The following is a 17,458-nucleotide window of genomic DNA, read 5'->3' as shown; positions in this document are numbered from 1 at the left end:
GTTTTGGTTAGTAGCTATTTTGGTATTCTTGGAGAAGAAAATGCTAAAGTTAGAAAATATTAAAAAAAATTATTCTAAAAAAATGGCTGTTGATAATATAAGCTTTGAATTTAATAATGGTGTATATGGACTGCTAGGGTCTAACGGAGCTGGTAAGACTACTCTCATTAACATTATTTGTGGACTTGTCAAACCATCTGGCGGTAAAGTCATTTTTAACAATAAAGATATTCTTTTAGATAAAACGATACTGCTCAATAGTATTGGCTATTTACCACAGCATTTTTCGTATTATCCTAATTTTTTGGCGTTAGACTTTCTTAGATATATGGGAGTTCTAAAGGGAATTGAAGAGAATTTAGATGAAAAGTGTGAAGAGCTACTAAAATTGGTTGGTTTATCTAAGGAATCACAAAATAAAATAAAAACATTTTCTGGGGGGATGAAACAACGTTTAGGCATAGCACAAAGTTTACTTAATGATCCTAAAGTTTTGGTTCTTGATGAGCCAACAGTTGGTTTAGACCCTAAAGAAAGAATACGATTTAGAAATCTAATAAGTTCTCTTGGCAAGGAAAGAATAGTTATTTTATCAACGCATATTGTTGGAGATATTGAATCAATAGCAAATGAAATTATTATTTTAAAAGAGGGAAATATTGTAGATACGGGAAAACCAACATATTTTTTAGATAAATTAAGCAATAAGGTATGGGAAATTGAGACAGATTTTGATAGTGCTGAGTGTTTAAAACTTGATTACACAGTATCAAATCAAAGAGTTAATGGAGATAAAATGATTTTAAGAATTGTATCGGATTCTATACCAAATGGGAATTTTAAATCGGTGACTCCAAACTTTGAGGATGTTTATTTGTATTATTTTCCTAATCAAGGAGAAAGCTGATGAAAAAATTGTATAGATTTGAATTAAAAAAAATATTTCATAATAATACTTTTTTATTTACAATACTAACTTTAGTAATTGTAGTATTTGGTATATTATGGATAAATTTTAGTAATTCACAAATGGCTTCAGGCGTTGGAATTTCGACAAGGAATTCTATTCAGTATAATCAAAAAGTAGCTAAGCAATTTGAAGGGAAATTAGACGATAGTAAGATAAAAGATATTTTAGCAAATTATCTTGAATTCTATAAAGAAAAAGTTGGTAACTCAAATAAAATATCTAATAAGCCCATGGATGTTTTTTCTTACTATATAGCAGATAATTTACTAGATACTCAAAATAATCTAGCTAGTTTAGTTGCTAAAGATCCAAATGTAACAATAGATGAAGTTGATATAAAGCCTTTGTCTAGTTTGAATATTAATGATTCAATCAAAAATTTAAAAATAACTTCATATTTTTCATGGTCAGATCTTTTTAAGGCAATAACTGCAATATTTATACCAATGATTGTTGCTATTATTGTTATAAATTCAAGGATTTTTTCAGATGAAAAATCTCAAAAAATGGATCATATACTTTTAACAACGAAGTATGGGCGTAATAAGTTAACTGTGGAAAAAATAAAGGCGGGATTCACTTCTTCAATCTTTATATTTTTTATGACAATGCTGATGATTTTAGCAGAATATACCTATTTTTATGGATTTTCTGGTTGGGATGGTAGTATTCAGGCTAACTTTTATTTGAAAACATTCAGTTTTCCTGTAACTATGAATAATTTGCAAGTGCTTCTTGTTCTTTTATTTATTCAGTTTTTAAATATTATCCTAATAACAAGTATTACTATGTTAATTTCAAGCTTGATGAACTCATCATATACAACAATGTTAGTTACTTTGGGAGTAATTGCTCTACCTAAAGGACTTGATAAAGTTTTAATGAGTGGTAGTTTTTTCAGTAAAGTGCAGCAATATATGCCAATTAATAATTTTACGCTAGATAATATTTTGAAACATATGGGTTTTGCTGAGAATTTCTTTTTCAATAATTTTTGGATAAATCTAGGAGTTGTTTGTGCATTAGCACTGATTGGTAGTATGTTAAGTATTTTTGCAGTATATACTTATCAAAAAAATTATTATATTTCATAATGATTATTTTTGTAGAAGTTATATGATAATTACTGTTTTTAGTACTAATTATAGTGAATGATATTAGTTATCAGATAAAAATTTTAGCTTATATCACGGAAAAATCACAAGTAAGGATTTATTTGATAAATTATTTCAGATAAATCCTTTTTATTTTTTTAAAATTTTTTGAGGAGAGGTATATGCTAGGGCGTTTTAAAGGAGTGTTACAACATGACACTCAGGACTGTGGTGCTGCATGTTTGACTTCTATTCTAAATTATTTTGGAAATAATGCATCACTGTCTTTAATAAAAGAGGAATTGAAAGTTGATAAATCAGGCTCCAATCTTTATACATTGAGTTTAATAGCAGAAAGGCATGGATTGGCATCTGAGGCTTTAAATGGTACTTTTGATGAATTATTAGATGAGATAAAAATAAAGAACATTTCTCTGCCTTTTATAGCTCATTTTCAAAACGATCGCTTTTTAGGACATTTTGTTGTAGTATATAAAATCTGTCATAGTAAGATGTTGATTTTTGATCCTAGTGAAGGTAACAAGAGACTGTCTTTTGAAGAATTTTTACAGAAATGGACTGGATCAATTTTAACTTTTGAAAAAACAAAGAGTTGTAAAAAGACAAAGCAAGTTAATATTACATATGGTATGCTAAGAAAAATTATGGTCAAAGATAGGAAGAATTTTTCTTATGTGATTGTATATTCATTATGTATATCTTTAATTTCAATGCTTGGGGCATTCTTTTACAAGAATGTTGTTGATAGTGTAATATCATCTGAAAAGACTGTAACTACGGTTGGGGGAATTATAGATCAACTTATTTCTAATATCAATCTATTATTTTTAGTTTTGATACTACTTTATATTTTTCAATTAATTCTTAATATATTAAATGGATTTACTTTAGCTAAAATTTCTGAACGAATAAACAATAATTTGATGATGCTATTTTTTAATCATGTGATTGGTTTACCCTTGGAATTTATAGATAGAACGGATTCAGGGAGTATTTTATCTAGATATAATAATATTATTGAAATTCAAAATCAAGGAATTAATGCGCTTTTATCAATTATATTAGATACAATAATGGCAATAGTTGGGGCAATTATTTTATTGCTAATAAGTCCTTTATTATTTATTTTAGTATTTATTGTACTTATGCTATATAGTATCTTAACGATTGTTTTTATATCACCATTGAAAAATGCTAATCGAGATATTCAAAAAGAACATTCGGATTCTGTAACGACTTTAAATGAGGTGTTAGATGGAATTGGTACGATAAAAATATATCAAGGCGAATGGAGGTTTGTACAAAAATTTAGTTATACAATTCATCAATTATCGAAGGGGATTTTTAAAAGTTTAAATTTAAAAAATATTTTAGATTCTTTAGTTATTTTTGTAGAATCGGTAGGAACAATTGCTATTATTTTGTTAGGTGGAAAGCTAGTTGTTTCGGATTCTATTTCGTTAGGAGCTTTGATAGCTTTTGAATCTTTAGCTTCCTTTTTTACTATACCTGTTAAAAATATTATAAAAACAATAGGAGAATTTCAAAATGTATTGATTTCTATTAGTCGTTTGGAAGATGTTTTTGCGGTTGAGGAAGAATACTCTTTAAATAAAAGTGATATATTAACTGATAAAAAAATTAAACGAATAACATTGAGTAGTGTAGAGTATAGTTATAATTTGATAGCTAATAGTCTTAATGATATTAATTTAGTGATAGATTTTGGTACTATTACAGGGATATTGGGAGGAAATGGTAGTGGAAAATCAACTCTTTTAAAAATGGTTGCTACTTTAATTTATCCTACAAGAGGAAAAATATTTTTTAATGAAATGGAATTGACGAAAGATGTTTTATCGGATATAAGGCAAAAACTATCATATGTTAGTCAATCTCCATATGTATTTGAGGGAACGTTGAGAGAAAATTTAACTTTGGGAAGTTTAAAAATATCAGAGAAACAAATGATTGATCTTTGTCAGAAATTTGATTTATTTAATCTAGTTGTAGGTGGGAATGATTTAGATTTATTTTTGCTAGAAAATGGAGAGAATTTATCAGGAGGACAAAAACAAAAGATAGGAATAGTTCGAGCTTTACTAAGTAATCCTGATGTTTTATTGTTAGATGAAGCAACTAGTGGTTTGGATAAAGAATCAGAGAGAAAAGTTTTTGAACATTTAAAAATTATAAAAAATGATATGATTATTATAACTATATTTCATGATTTAGATTTTGTAAAATATATTGATCAAGCTGTTATGATAGATAAAGGAAAAGTAGTCTATGATGGTAGTGTAGAGAATATAAAAGCAGTGAAAGACTGAAATTAAAATATATATAGAATAAAGTGCATTAGTTTTTTTACTAATGCACTTAACTGTGTATTAAATAGATTTTTTGTTGTACTTATAGTATATCTTTTGACATATATTAACGTTGTTGATATAATGTTAATATAAGAAGAGAGGTGTATGGTTTATGACTACAATTACATTTAAAGTTGATGATGAAATGAAAAAGGAAGCAACAGAACTTTATAAATCAATGGGGCTAGATTTATCTAGTGCATTACGCTTGTTTATAAAGCAATCTCTTGTTACTCGTAGTATTCCTTTTGTTATTAAAGCTGATGAATTAACTCCTGTTCTTGATGATGTCGTAAAGGGGGTTAATATGAGTGAGGAATTTACTGATGTTAAAAGTTTGATGGAGAGTTTAGATGCTTAAAATTAAATATCACAGACAGTTTAAAAGAGATTATAAACTAGCTTTAAAACGTGGTTTAAAAGCTTCTAAACTAGAGGAAGTCTTAGAAATTTTAATAAAGGGTGAAAGTTTACCAGAAAAATATAGAGACCACCAATTAGTGGCAAGTAAATATTACCAAAATGTTAGGGAATGTCATATTCAGCCTGATTGGTTATTAATTTATCAGATTGATAATGATAATTTGATTTTAAACTTAGTGCGAACGGGTAGTCATTCGGATTTATTTTAAAAAAGAAGTATCGTGAGTGATAAAATGAACGAGTTGAGTAATAGGGAATTTATCAAAAGGTTAGAGCAAAAGATACCATCTAAAAAGGTAAACTTTGATAATCCTGTTGATGTCAAAGAATTTTTCGGTGATGAAGATTTTTTAGAGTATGAAGAAGTGTTCAAAGATTATATTGATTTAGGATATATTTTTACTAGAACGTACGTCCGAAAGGGGAATAAACAGGGTTCTCCTCTTTATCATAATGAAATATCAGCTTTTTTAAGAGGAGGTAAAAGTCAATCAGCAAAGTATAATAAAAAGTCAGGAAAAACATATAAGGATATAGATGAGTATTTAGATTTTGGAAGACCTATCCATGTTGTTCCTCATATGTTTCGTCATAGTTTTGTTTCTATTTTGGCGAGTGAAAAAGTTCCATTAGAGACTATACGTTCGTTAGTTGGACATGCGGAAGATTCAAAGGAAATAGAACGTGTTTATCTTCATGTATTGAAAAAAGAGAAGCGATATATGAAAGATGTTATGATGAATTTGGATGAAAAATTATCTGACTAATATCCAATCAGTCAAAAATCAGTCAAAAATGCTATTTTTGAACTAAAAAAGCCTAGAAACGTTGATTTCGTAGGCTTTTAATGTATTCAATTATTTAACTTCAGTGAAAACAACGTGTTTACGAAGTTTTGGTGAGTATTTTTTCAATTGAAGACGGTCTGGAGTGTTACGTTTGTTTTTTGAAGTAAGGTACAAGCGTTCACCAGATTCTTTGTGTTCAAGTGTAATATTTACGCGCATGGTATCTCCCTTCTATTATTTAGCTTCGTTAGCTTTAGCGATTTTACGTCCTTTGTAGTATCCTTTAAGTGATACACGGTGTGAACGTGAGTAATCTCCAGTAGTTTCGTCAAATTGTACTGATGGTGCAGTCAATTTGTAGTGTGTACGACGTTTGTTTTTCTTCGCTTTTGAAGTGTGACGTGCAGGTACTGCCATTTTTTGTTTCCTCCGATTAATTTTTAATGTTCTTGATTTTCATCAACTGTAACATAATAACATATCTTTTTTGTAAAGTAAAGTTACTTGACAGATTTTTTAGTCTTTCAAATGGAAAGAGTAAGATGCGATAACAATATCTTCGTGCCAACGAAGGTAGTATTTGAGACGAAGGCTCATTTGGTTGTGAAGAAGATTTTGCCAAGATTTTTTAGGAACAAACTGAGGGATTAGAACGGTCAGTGTTTCTTGATGGTCACGTGCTTCCTGACTTGCTTGACTAACATAGTCAACAGTAGGTTTGATGACGTCACGGTAACTTGTAACAATATTGACAAGCTGTACATCAGGGAACTCTCGTTTGAAATCTTCTTGTAGTTCATCGTCTTTTTCCTTTGTTTCAGAGGTAGAGACGTGTAGGGCTGTGACATGAGGGGTTAGAGATTGTGCATAGCTGATGGCTTCTACGCTAGCTTGAGTGAGATTACCAATCAAAACGAGAACTCGATTTCCCTTGTAGTGAACGGCTCTAGCTTCACTTTCTTGGATACGGAGTTGTTTAGCAACATTGGTGTAGTGACGTTTGATAGCATAAAACATAACCATGAGAATGCCGATAATTGGAAAGAAAGGCCAAATAGCAGCCAAACGGAAAATCAATAATATAGCGATGATGCTGTAACAAATGAGTGCCCCGATAAGGTTTGTGGCTGCCTTTTTGAGAAAATGTTGTGGAGATTGCTTTTTCCAGTAGAGTACCATACCGGTCTGTGCAAGGGCGAAGGGAATGAAAACTCCGATAGTGTATAGTGGAATGAGTCCCTCAGTAGACCCATTTGAAGCGATGAGTAAGATGATCGCACCGAGCGCTAGTGTTATAATCCCATTAGAGTATCCAAGACGCGCGCCTTTTTCGAGATAGAGGTGTGGCATGTATTTGTTTTTTGCCATATTGAAGGACAAAATAGGGAAGGCAGAAAAGCCTGTATTTGCTGCGACAGCTAGAATTAAGGCAGTTGCCAATTGAAAAATATAAAAGAGTATCCGACCAATAATAGACGAACCGAATACTTTTTTAGCAATTTGAGCCAGTATTGTCACATGACTAGAGGGCAAAATACCTAACCAGTAGTTCAAGAACGTGATACCCACAAACATAAACCCAAGAATGATTGACATGGTGATTAAGGTTTGAATGGCATTTTTGGTTTTTGGTGTTTTAAAGAAAGGAACAGCATTCGAAATTGCTTCAACCCCTGTTAGTGAGGCCGATCCGCTAGTGAAAGCTCGAAGGAGTAAGACGATGGTCAAGCCAGAGATGTGCTGTCCAACATGTGCGGTGGCTGAGTAGTCTAGTTGTCCAGTAGCAATTTTAAAGAGCCCAAAAATCAATAAAAATAGTGTGGATGCGATAAAGAGATAAACTGGAATGAAGAGAGCAGAAGCGGACTCTTGCAAACCACGCAAATTCATCAACATCAAAATAAGCACTAAAATAATAGAGATATGTACATTATAGGGATGTAGGTCGGGAAATGCAGAAGTAATGGCATCCGCACCTGAGGAGACAGAGACAGCCACTGTCAGCATGTAGTCGATAAGAAGGCTACCACCGGCCAATAATCCTAAGCTAGGGGAAAGGTTTTCTGTAGACACCATGTAGGCTCCGCCTCCACTTGGGTAAGCGTGGATAACCTGACTATACGAGATGGTCAGACTGATTAGTAAGATGATAACCCCGATTCCGATAGGCAAAGACCACCAAATGGCACCGACAGATAGGGCTGTCAGAACTAAGATCACCTGTTCAGGACCATAAGCGATAGAAGACAGAGCATCGCTTGAAAGCATGGCTAGGGCTTGAGATTTGCCAAGAAGATGATTTTCTCCTGACTCATCATCAGATTTTAGGGGAGACCCTAAAAGGACGTTTTTTATTTTTGTGAACATCCTAAATTTTCCTCCGAAATAAAAACAATATGAAGGCATTATAGTCTTATTAGAGCGTAAAAGCAATATTTTTGTGTAACAAATAGATTACAAAAGAACTGTAAAAAGGATATAGTTAATAACTATTAAAAATCATAGGAAATATATATTTTACGCCTATAGCTATTTACGATATGATAGAGAAACTAAAATAAAAAAAGAGGTTTTTATGACTTATCGCAAATTAGCAGAGCATATTGTCACCAATGTGGGTGGAGAATCAAATATCGAGACTGTCACTCATTGTGCAACACGTCTTCGTTTGACGTTAAATCAGGAAGATCTAGCCAATGATGAAGCATTGAAGGAGCTTCAAGGTGTCATTGGTGTCGCAAGAAGTGGTGGTCAGTATCAAGTTGTTATTGGACCTGATGTTCAGGAAGTTTATCGCTTTGTTTTGGAAACTCTAGGACGAGATGACGCTTTGGAGACTAAGGCAGGGACTGAATCAGACAGTGAAAAGAGTCTAGGGCAAACTATTTTAGCTGCAATATCAGGTATCTTTACTCCTGTTCTTCCAATCATCACTGCTGCAGGTATGATTAAAGCGGTATTGTCTCTTCTTGTTGTCTTTAAATTAGTAGCGGTGACAGATTATAATTACCAAATCCTCAATTTTATTGGTGATGCTGGTTTTTACTTCCTCCCGATCTTTCTTGGGGGGACTGCTGCACGTCAGTTCAAGGCAAATCAATATTTGGGGATGCTGATTGGGGCAATTTTACTACATCCAACTTTTGCAACCTTAGTGACAACAGCTAAAGAGTCTGGAACAAGTTTAAGTTTGTTCGGCCTCCCTATCAGTCTAGTTTCTTACTCATCAACTGTTATTCCAGTTATTTTATCAGTTTGGTTAATGGCTTACATTGAGCGATTTATGGAACGTTGGTCACCAAAATCTGTTAAATTCTTCTTGGTCCCTGCAGTAACGACACTAGTAACAGCAGTTCTTGCCCTGGTTGTCATTGGTCCAATTGGTTCTATTTTAGGGGATTGGTTAGCAGCCTTCTTTACTTGGTTAGAGAATTTCGGTCCATGGGTTGTTCCGACCTTGGTTGGAACCTTCTCTCCTTTCCTTGTGATGACAGGAACACATTATGGTTTGGTATCTTTGGGAATCAATAATCGAATGACAATTGGATATGACACCATTGCTCAACCTGGTATGTTACCATCAAACGTTGGGCAAGGCGGAGCTGCACTAGCGATTGCATTTAAAACAAAGGATCCAGATAAAAAAGCCTTGGCTTCATCTGCAGGTTTGACAGCTATTTTAGGGATCACTGAACCAGCACTTTATGGTGTGACCTTGCAAAATCGTGCTGCTTTGATTGGTAGTATGGCAGCCGGAGGTATTGGTGGTTTCTTCCTAGGTATTATGGGAGCTAGAAATTTTTCAGGTGGATCGCCAGGATTGCTAACAGTAGCAGCCTATATTGGAGACAATACTCTTTACTATTTATATGTGGCTCTAGCTGGAATTGCTTTGTCAGTCGTTGTCGCATTTGTAGTCACTTTTATTCTTTATAAAGAAGATTAAAGAAGAGTTAGGGCTATTTAGAGAGCAGGTTGATTTTCAACCCGCTCTTTTTTCCTATCGAAAAATGTTTGAAAACATGGTAAAATATAGGAGATTACGAGAATAGAGAAAGGAGAAGGTCTGTAAACCTGTCAGGTAAACTGAATATGGTTGGAAAGCGTGGAAAATAGATAATCGCCTTAGAAATTGGGACTTCTATCCGGTTTCCTAAATTTCAGTTACTTTCTGTACGACCTTTGTATCTTATTATGAAACTTCAAAAACCTAAGGGAACGCAGGATATTCTGCCGAAAGAAGCAGCAAAGTGGCAGTATGTTGAAAACTTTGCTCGCGAGACCTTTAAAAAATACAACTACGGTGAAATTCGCACACCTATGTTTGAACATTATGAGGTCATCAGTCGTTCTGTCGGTGACACGACTGATATTGTGACCAAGGAAATGTATGATTTTTATGACAAGGGTGACCGTCATATTACGCTTCGACCAGAAGGGACAGCACCTGTTGTGCGTTCTTTTGTGGAGAACAAGCTCTTTGCGCCAGAAGTTCAAAAACCTGTCAAGATGTACTATATCGGCTCTATGTTCCGTTATGAGCGTCCGCAGGCAGGTCGTTTGCGTGAGTTCCACCAGATTGGTGTCGAGGCTTTTGGTTCGCCAAATCCTGCGACTGACGTCGAAACAATGGCAATGGCTTATCATCTCTTTACAGACCTTGGTATCAAAGATATCACGCTTCATCTCAATTCACTTGGCAGCCCTGCTAGTCGTGTGGCTTACCGTCAGGCTTTGATTGATTATTTAACACCAATGAAAGATAGTCTCTCAAAGGACAGTCAGCGTCGCCTGGAAGAAAATCCGCTGCGCGTGCTTGACTCTAAAGAAAAAGAGGACAAGGCTGCAGTTGAAAATGCACCGTCAATCTTAGACTACCTTGATGAAGAAAGTAAAGAGCACTTTGATGCCGTTCGTGAGATGCTTGAGGCTCTTGACATCCCTTATGTTATTGATACCAACATGGTGCGTGGTCTTGATTACTACAACCATACGATTTTTGAGTTTATCACTAAGGTTGACAAGTCTGATTTGACCATCTGTGCGGGTGGTCGTTACGATGGCTTGGTTGAGTACTTCGGTGGTCCTGAGACTGCTGGTTTTGGATTCGGCTTGGGGCTTGAGCGTCTTCTCCTTATCCTTGATAAGCAAGGGATTGACTTGCCACTTGAAGAGAGCCTTGATGTCTATATCGCCGTTTTAGGTTCTTCTGTCAATAGCAAAGCTTTGGAGCTTGTTCAAGCTATCCGCAAGCAAGGTTTCTCAGCAGAGCGTGACTACCTTGGCCGCAAGATCAAGGCTCAGTTTAAGTCAGCTGATACTTTCCAAGCAAAAACACTGATCACACTTGGAGAAAGCGAAGTTGAGAGTGGTCAGTTAACGCTTAAAAATAATCAAACACGCCAAGAAATCACAGCAAGTCTTGAAGAGATTAAAACAGACTTCGCTAGCCTTTTAGAAAAACTTAACTAAGAAACCCATTCTCAAGTGACCATTTTGTCATTTGAGAATATTTTTGTCAAAAAAGTAAAAATCATCCAAGGTTAGGGCTTGTATATGACCTAGGGTCGTGAGCTAGAATGAGTATGAACACAGGAATGTGTATCTCATTAAAAGGAGGTGACAGGAATGTCGCAAAGCTATTCTACTGGAGAAGTCGCTAAGTTAGCTGGTGTAACAGTTAGAACCGTTCAGTACTATGACCAAAAAGGTATTTTACGTCCTAGTAGGGTTAGTGAAGGTGGTCGTCGGATTTATAGTCAAGCTGATTTACAGCAGTTGCAAGTGATTGTCTTTTTGAGAGATTTAGATTTTTCTCTGGAACAAATCAGGTACTTTCTAGCAGATGCTAGTTCTGAAAAGACTTTAGACTTGTTACTGAGAGAGCAAGTAAGAGACCTAAAGACAGAGATTGCTAGCAAAAAGGCTAAACTTGACAGGGTTGTCAATCTTCTTGACGCTACCAAACATCACCGAGTGACTTCGAGTGAGGCTTTAGCAGATATTTCCCTAACCATGACCAATCAAAAAGCTTGGAAGAAACTGCAGTGGAAGATGTACTTGATATTAGCTGCCGAGGTTGTCTCATATGCTTTAGCTGTTTTTACAAGTACTCATTTCAATCTCAGATGGTTACTGTGGGCAGCGGTTCTAACCTTTGTTGTAGGGTTTAACGTTTCAGTTATTTATTTCAGAAGACAGTTTATCTATCTCTGTCCAAACTGCCATCAAACCTTTGAGCCTTCTTTCAAAGAGTTTGCTATTGCAGGCCATACTCCAAGAACTCGCAGGTTGACTTGTCCTCATTGTCACGAGAAATCTTATTGCTTAGAATTGGCGAAAGAAAGTAAGTAGGTTGAGGGATTTCCTCAGCCTTTTCATGTGCATCCAGTGAAAAATCTGCTATAATGTGGGAAGATTTGTGGAGGAATAACTCATGAAAAAAATAATTGAACGCTTTGATGTTTTGAGTGATGCTATTATCGCTATTGTCATGACCATTTTGGTTTTGGAGATTAAGGCACCGACAACCAGTGAGCAACTACCTGATTTTATCAAGGAAGTCAGTCTTTACTTGATTTCTTTTGTCTTGCTTAGTAATATCTGGTACCGTCGTGCTAAAATCATCGGTCGTCAACGTATCGCTAGGTCAGAGAGTTTTCTTATCGACGTGGTAGCCCATGCTTTGATGACTCTCTTTCCTCTGGCTATCAAACTGTTAGTCTCTTATGATGATACGCAGGTTGCCATTATCATCTTTGGTGTACTTAATCTTTTGGTCATGTCTCTCGTGAACCTCATTCCCATTGTGGAGTTGTCGCATGGGAATAGAACAGAAGTTGAGCAACATCTGTTTGATTTTTATGTGCGTATCTTCTTTTTTAGAATCATCGTGAATATTATCTTGATTATTGTAGCGAGCTATTTGGGACGATTTGGTGTTTACATTTACCTCTTTCTTCCAATTGCCGATTTTATCAGTAGTTACTTGCGAGACCGAAAGGTTGAGCAGTACTGGGGTGACGATGAGGCATTGAAAGAGATGATGGCAAAACGTAGTTCCAGACGTAACGAAAAATAACCTTATTTTTGTAAAAACTCTACCTCAATGGGTGGGGTTTTCTTTTTCTTTTTGCTATAATAATTAAGAATAACTAGAGTACCCTGAGGTCTCAGAAACAAAAATGACAGCTTACTTTTGCGAGGGGCTGAAAAGGAGTATTTATTACTATGAATCGTACAATGTATGCAGGTCGTGTCCGTGCTGAGCATATCGGACAAGAAATCACCCTTAAAGGTTGGGTTGGTCGCCGTCGTGACCTTGGAGGGCTTATCTTTATTGATCTCCGTGACCGTGAAGGTATCATGCAGTTGGTTATCAATCCTGAAGAGGTTTCAGCTGATGTGATGGCTACTGCGGAAGGTTTGCGTAATGAGTTTGTTGTTGAAGTAACTGGACTGGTCGCAGCACGTGAGCAGGCGAATGACAATCTGCCAACGGGTAGTGTCGAGCTGAAAGTCACAAGTTTGACAGTCTTGAACACTGCTAAAACAACACCATTTGAAATCAAAGACGGTGTTGAAGTTTCAGACGATAATCGTCTTAAATACCGTTATCTTGACCTTCGTCGTCCAGAAATGCTTGAAAATTTTAAGTTGCGTGCCAAGGTGACACACTCAATCCGTAACTATCTTGATGAACTTGAGTTTATTGATGTGGAGACACCGATGTTGACCAAATCAACACCAGAGGGGGCTCGTGATTATCTTGTGCCATCTCGTGTGAGCCAAGGTCACTTCTATGCTTTGCCACAAAGCCCACAGATTACGAAACAGCTTTTGATGAATGCTGGTTTTGACCGTTACTACCAAATCGTCAAATGTTTCCGTGATGAGGATTTGCGTGGTGACCGTCAACCTGAGTTTACACAAGTTGACTTGGAAACATCTTTCCTTAATGATCAAGATATTCAGGATATTGTTGAAGGCATGATTGCTAAGGTCATGAAAGATACAAAAGGTATCAACGTTAGCTTGCCATTCCCACGTATGGCTTATGACGATGCGATGAACTTATACGGCTCAGACAAGCCAGATACACGTTTTGAGATGCTTTTACAAGACTTGACAGAGGTTGTCAAGGGAGTTGACTTCAAAGTCTTTTCAGAAGCTGAGGCAGTTAAGGCTATCGTTGTAAAAGGTAATGCTGATAAATACTCACGTAAAGACATTGATAAGATGACTGAATTTGCCAAACAATTCGGTGCCAAAGGACTTGCTTGGGTGAAAGTGACTGATGGAGCGATTGCTGGTCCAGTAGCTAAGTTCTTGACAGTAATTGAAGACAAGTTGACAAATACTTTACAACTTGAAGAGAATGACTTGGTTCTCTTTGTAGCTGATACGCTTGAAGTTGCCAATAATACTTTGGGTGCTTTGCGTGGACGCATTGCTAAAGAGCTTAATTTGATTGACGATACTAAATTCAATTTCCTCTGGGTTATTGATTGGCCAATGTTCGAATGGTCTGAGGAAGAGGGACGCTATATGTCTGCTCACCACCCATTCACTTTGCCAACGGAAGATTCAGCTCACGAGCTTGAAGGAGATCTTGCCAAAGTGCGTGCTGTTGCCTACGATATTGTTTTAAATGGTTATGAGCTCGGTGGAGGTAGTCTCCGTATCAATCAAAAAGAGATGCAAGAGCGCATGTTCAAGGCTCTTGGTTTCTCAGCAGAGGATGCCAATGAACAATTCGGTTTCCTTTTGGAAGCTATGGATTACGGTTTCCCACCACACGGTGGACTTGCTATCGGTCTTGACCGTTTCGTGATGTTGCTTGCAGGTAAAGATAATATCCGTGAAGTCATCGCCTTTCCTAAAAATAACAAGGCTAGTGACCCAATGACTCAAGCACCAAGTGTGGTTGCAGACAAACAACTTGATGAGCTTGCTTTGACAGTTGATCTATCAACAGAAGAGTAGGCTGAGTCTATCTCTTTAGGCTAATAGAATGACACGATTCTACTGATTTGCTTGTAGCAAATAAAGGAAACAGAGCAATGAAGCGAAAAACAAGATTTAAGAAAAAGCTTAGGTATTTTATTAGTCGAGAGGCAAAGAAAGTTGGACTTTTGAAAACCCTCAGAAGTATTTCAAGAGAAAAGTACGCAGAGAAGATTTCCGCTTCTCTGCTTTATGGTCTCCTCTCGGCGATTGCAGTTAATTTCTTCTTCCAACCAGGTCATGTTTACTCTAGCGGTGTGACTGGTCTAGCGCAGGTTCTCTCCGCTATCAGTGAGCGTACGATAGGGGTAGATATTCCGGTTTCAGTGACTTTTTATGCAATCAATCTTCCTCTTTTGATATTGGCTTGGTATAAGATTGGTCATAAATTTACCGTTTTCACCTTTATCACAGTGACACTTAGTTCGGTCTTTATCCAGCTAGTGCCTAAAGTGACACTGACTCAAGATCCTTTGATTAATGCTATCTTTGGTGGCTTGGTTATGGGAACTGGTATTGGCTATGGTCTACGCTCTCGTATTTCTAGTGGGGGTACGGACATTGTCAGTCTGACTATTCGTAAGCACACTGGTCGTGATGTTGGTCGTATCTCTTTGATGGTAAATGCGGCTATCATGACCTTTGCAGGTATTTTATTTGGTTGGCAATACGCTCTTTACTCAATGATTACAATCTTTGTATCTAGTCGTGTGACAGACGCTATTTATACTAAGCAAAAGAAAATGCAAGCCATGATTGTGACTAGTGACCCCGATCGAGTCATCCGAATGATTCATAAGAAACTTCATCGGGGAGTGACCTGTATTAATGATGCAGAAGGCACCTATAATCATGAGAAAAAGTCTGTTTTACTAGCAATTATCACTCGTGAAGAATACAATGATTTTAAACACTATATGGGGAAAGCTGATCCTAAGGCATTTGTTTCTATTGCAGAGAATGTTCATGTTATGGGACGATTCGTTGATATGGATTAGTTAGTGATGAAGAGAAGTTTTAGGAGACGTCATGCAGGTTGATTATACACTCAGACTACGAAATGTTGTTATGATTGCTTTTGGGGCCGCCATTTATGCCTTTGGCTTTGTCTATTTCAACATGGCAAATAATATCGCTGCCAATGGCATTGCAGGTTTGACCTTGGTTTTTCATGCCTTATTTGGTATTGATCCGACCTATACAGGTTATTTGGTCAATCTTCCCTTGGTTGCCTTGGGTGCTTATCTGTTCGGTAAGCGTGCCATGGTCTATACAATTGAGGGGATTGCTGCCATGTATTTCTTTATCTGGCTTTTTCAAAGAATCCCTTTCTACGTGGACTTGCAGCAGGATAACTTGGTTGTCTCTTTGCTCGCAGGGATAATAGCAGGGATGGGAGGCGGTTTGGTCTTTCGGTCAGGTGGAACTATCGGTGGATCAGATATTGTTGCGCGTGTTATCGAAGATAAATTAGGTATTCAGCTTAACCAAGCTCTTCTAGGTTTTGATATTTTTGTCATGATTTTGTCTCTGACTTATATTTCTATTCCTCAGATGATGTATGCTTTGATTGCTAGTTTTATGTATAGCCAGGTGGTTAACCTCATTCAAAATGGTGGTTATGCTGTTCGTGGCATGTTTATTATTTCAGACCAATCGGAAGCTATTTCTAAGCGTATCATGGAGGATCTAGGACGTGGGGTAACTTATCTCAAGGGTGAAGGAGCTTACTCTGGTCATGATAAGAAAGTCATGTATGTCGTCTTGAGTCCAACAGATGCAAGGGAAGTCAAGCGAATCGTTGCTGATATTGATAGTAAAGCCTTTCTATCCATTTTTAATGTTGATGAGGTTGTTAGTCCAGAATTTATCGTTTCTCGAAGTAAATATCATAAACAATTGAAATTGTAGGGAGGAGTTATGATTAAAAGGCAAATAAAGAATTTGACTTTAATTGCTGTAGGGATTGCTATCTATACTTTTGGTTTTGTACATTTTAATATGGCAAATCATTTGGCAGAGGGTGGTATTTCAGGGCTTACGTTGATCATTCATGCTTTGTTTGGCATTAATCCAGCAGTATCATCATTACTTTTAAATATTCCTTTGTTCATATTAGGAGCCAGAGTGTTAGGTAAGAAATCACTAGTCTTGACAATCTATGGTACCGTGTTGATGTCAGTCTTCCTTTGGTTTTGGCAGTTAGTGCCACTTAATTTGGGTTTGGAAGATGATATGATGCTAGTAGCTGTTGTAGCTGGTCTTTTTTCTGGAGCTGGAAGTGGCTTGGTCTTTCGCTATGGAGCAACTACTGGCGGTACCGACATCATTGGTCGTGTCATAGAAGAAAAATTTGGATTTAAGCTGGGACAAACGCTCCTTTTCATTGATGTTATTGTTTTGGTGGCATCTTTGAGCTACATTGATCTAAAGCACATGCTCTACACACTTGTTGTCAGTTTTGTCTTTAGTCAGGTCCTAACTATTGTTCAAAATGGTGGTTATACTATTCGCGGCATGCTGATTGTGACAGAGAAGTCAGAAGAAGCAGCGCAAGCCATTCTTAAAGAAATCAATCGAGGTGTGACCTATTTTAAAGGTCAAGGGGCTTACTCGGGTCGTGACCGCAAGGTACTTTACGTAGTGCTTAATCCCGGTGAAGTACGAGATGTTAAGGCGATTCTGTCTGATATTGATCCAGATGCCTTTATATCAGTTATTGATGTTGATGAGGTTGTCAGCTCGGACTTTAATATTAGACGAAAGAACTATGATAAATAGCAA

General features: G+C 36.5%; 16 protein-coding genes and 1 pseudogene. 14 read left to right on the top strand and 3 right to left on the bottom strand.

Going from position 1 to position 17,458, the window contains the following annotated elements; translation table 11 throughout:
• The first annotated feature begins 40 nt into the window (after positions 1 to 40).
• The 6 genes and pseudogenes from JOC31_RS04260 to JOC31_RS04230 all read left to right on the top strand — a co-directional run.
• The gene (locus JOC31_RS04260) at positions 41 to 907 is read left to right on the top strand and encodes an ABC transporter ATP-binding protein (protein ID WP_205016924.1); all 867 of its coding nucleotides are present in this window, start codon (positions 41 to 43) and stop codon (positions 905 to 907) included.
• Positions 907 to 2,064: an ABC transporter permease subunit gene (locus tag JOC31_RS04255; protein ID WP_205016923.1), complete on the top strand. Its 1,158-nt coding sequence runs from the start codon at positions 907 to 909 to the stop codon at positions 2,062 to 2,064. Before JOC31_RS04260 ends, JOC31_RS04255 begins: the two co-directional genes overlap by 1 nt.
• A gap of 182 nt (positions 2,065 to 2,246) precedes the next feature.
• Entirely contained in the window at positions 2,247 to 4,415 is a 2,169-nt protein-coding gene (locus JOC31_RS04250) for a peptidase domain-containing ABC transporter (RefSeq protein ID WP_205016922.1), read from the top strand.
• Between the two features lie 154 nt (positions 4,416 to 4,569).
• Positions 4,570 to 4,818, top strand: coding sequence for a type II toxin-antitoxin system RelB/DinJ family antitoxin (locus JOC31_RS04245; protein ID WP_012962243.1), 249 nt, complete (start codon positions 4,570 to 4,572; stop codon positions 4,816 to 4,818).
• Positions 4,811 to 5,089 (top strand): type II toxin-antitoxin system YafQ family toxin, encoded by a 279-nt coding sequence (locus tag JOC31_RS04240; RefSeq protein ID WP_074627363.1) that lies wholly within the window; start codon positions 4,811 to 4,813, stop codon positions 5,087 to 5,089. The genes JOC31_RS04245 and JOC31_RS04240 overlap by 8 nt, the downstream gene beginning before the upstream one ends.
• 168 nt (positions 5,090 to 5,257) lie before the next feature.
• Positions 5,258 to 5,647 (top strand): annotated as a pseudogene (locus JOC31_RS04230) (tyrosine-type recombinase/integrase); the annotation flags it as partial.
• A 90-nt stretch (positions 5,648 to 5,737) separates the two neighbouring features.
• Here JOC31_RS04230 and rpmG read toward each other — a convergent pair.
• From rpmG to JOC31_RS04215, 3 genes are all read right to left on the bottom strand, one after another.
• Positions 5,738 to 5,887 carry a 50S ribosomal protein L33 gene (rpmG, locus tag JOC31_RS04225; protein WP_001265622.1) on the bottom strand — a complete coding sequence of 50 codons (150 nt, stop codon included), beginning with the start codon at positions 5,885 to 5,887 and terminating at the stop codon, positions 5,738 to 5,740.
• A 15-nt stretch (positions 5,888 to 5,902) separates the two neighbouring features.
• Positions 5,903 to 6,085, bottom strand: coding sequence for a 50S ribosomal protein L32 (rpmF, locus tag JOC31_RS04220; protein ID WP_000290414.1), 183 nt, complete (start codon positions 6,083 to 6,085; stop codon positions 5,903 to 5,905).
• Positions 6,086 to 6,184: 99 nt separating this feature from the next.
• On the bottom strand, positions 6,185 to 8,035 hold the full coding sequence (locus JOC31_RS04215; protein ID WP_205016921.1) for an APC family permease: 1,851 nt from the start codon (positions 8,033 to 8,035) through the stop codon (positions 6,185 to 6,187).
• A 208-nt stretch (positions 8,036 to 8,243) separates the two neighbouring features.
• Here JOC31_RS04215 and JOC31_RS04210 point away from each other — a divergent pair, with 208 nt between their 5' ends.
• The 8 genes from JOC31_RS04210 (at position 8,244) to JOC31_RS04175 (ending at position 17,455) form a co-directional block, all read left to right on the top strand.
• On the top strand, positions 8,244 to 9,614 hold the full coding sequence (locus JOC31_RS04210; protein ID WP_205016920.1) for a PTS transporter subunit EIIC: 1,371 nt from the start codon (positions 8,244 to 8,246) through the stop codon (positions 9,612 to 9,614).
• 248 nt (positions 9,615 to 9,862) lie between these two features.
• Positions 9,863 to 11,140 carry a histidine--tRNA ligase gene (hisS, locus tag JOC31_RS04205; RefSeq protein WP_205016919.1) on the top strand — a complete coding sequence of 426 codons (1,278 nt, stop codon included), beginning with the start codon at positions 9,863 to 9,865 and terminating at the stop codon, positions 11,138 to 11,140.
• A gap of 156 nt (positions 11,141 to 11,296) precedes the next feature.
• Positions 11,297 to 12,022, top strand: coding sequence for a MerR family transcriptional regulator (locus tag JOC31_RS04200; RefSeq protein ID WP_205016918.1), 726 nt, complete (start codon positions 11,297 to 11,299; stop codon positions 12,020 to 12,022).
• 82 nt (positions 12,023 to 12,104) lie between these two features.
• Positions 12,105 to 12,749, top strand: coding sequence for a TMEM175 family protein (locus JOC31_RS04195; protein WP_205016917.1), 645 nt, complete (start codon positions 12,105 to 12,107; stop codon positions 12,747 to 12,749).
• 149 nt (positions 12,750 to 12,898) lie between these two features.
• Positions 12,899 to 14,653 (top strand): aspartate--tRNA ligase, encoded by a 1,755-nt coding sequence (aspS, locus tag JOC31_RS04190; RefSeq protein ID WP_205016916.1) that lies wholly within the window; start codon positions 12,899 to 12,901, stop codon positions 14,651 to 14,653.
• 77 nt (positions 14,654 to 14,730) lie between these two features.
• Positions 14,731 to 15,672: a YitT family protein gene (locus JOC31_RS04185; protein WP_205016915.1), complete on the top strand. Its 942-nt coding sequence runs from the start codon at positions 14,731 to 14,733 to the stop codon at positions 15,670 to 15,672.
• A 31-nt stretch (positions 15,673 to 15,703) separates the two neighbouring features.
• Entirely contained in the window at positions 15,704 to 16,585 is an 882-nt protein-coding gene (locus JOC31_RS04180; RefSeq protein WP_205016914.1) for a YitT family protein, read from the top strand.
• Between the two features lie 9 nt (positions 16,586 to 16,594).
• The gene (locus JOC31_RS04175) at positions 16,595 to 17,455 is read left to right on the top strand and encodes a YitT family protein (protein ID WP_205016913.1); all 861 of its coding nucleotides are present in this window, start codon (positions 16,595 to 16,597) and stop codon (positions 17,453 to 17,455) included.
• The last annotated feature ends 3 nt before the right edge of the window (positions 17,456 to 17,458 follow it).

It is taken from the genome of Streptococcus saliviloxodontae (genome assembly GCF_016908655.1).
In the GTDB taxonomy this organism is placed as follows: Bacteria; Bacillota; Bacilli; order Lactobacillales; family Streptococcaceae; genus Streptococcus; species Streptococcus saliviloxodontae.
The sequence above is the reverse complement of the archived record's forward strand: the minus strand, read 5'-3'. Positions and strand labels throughout refer to the sequence as shown.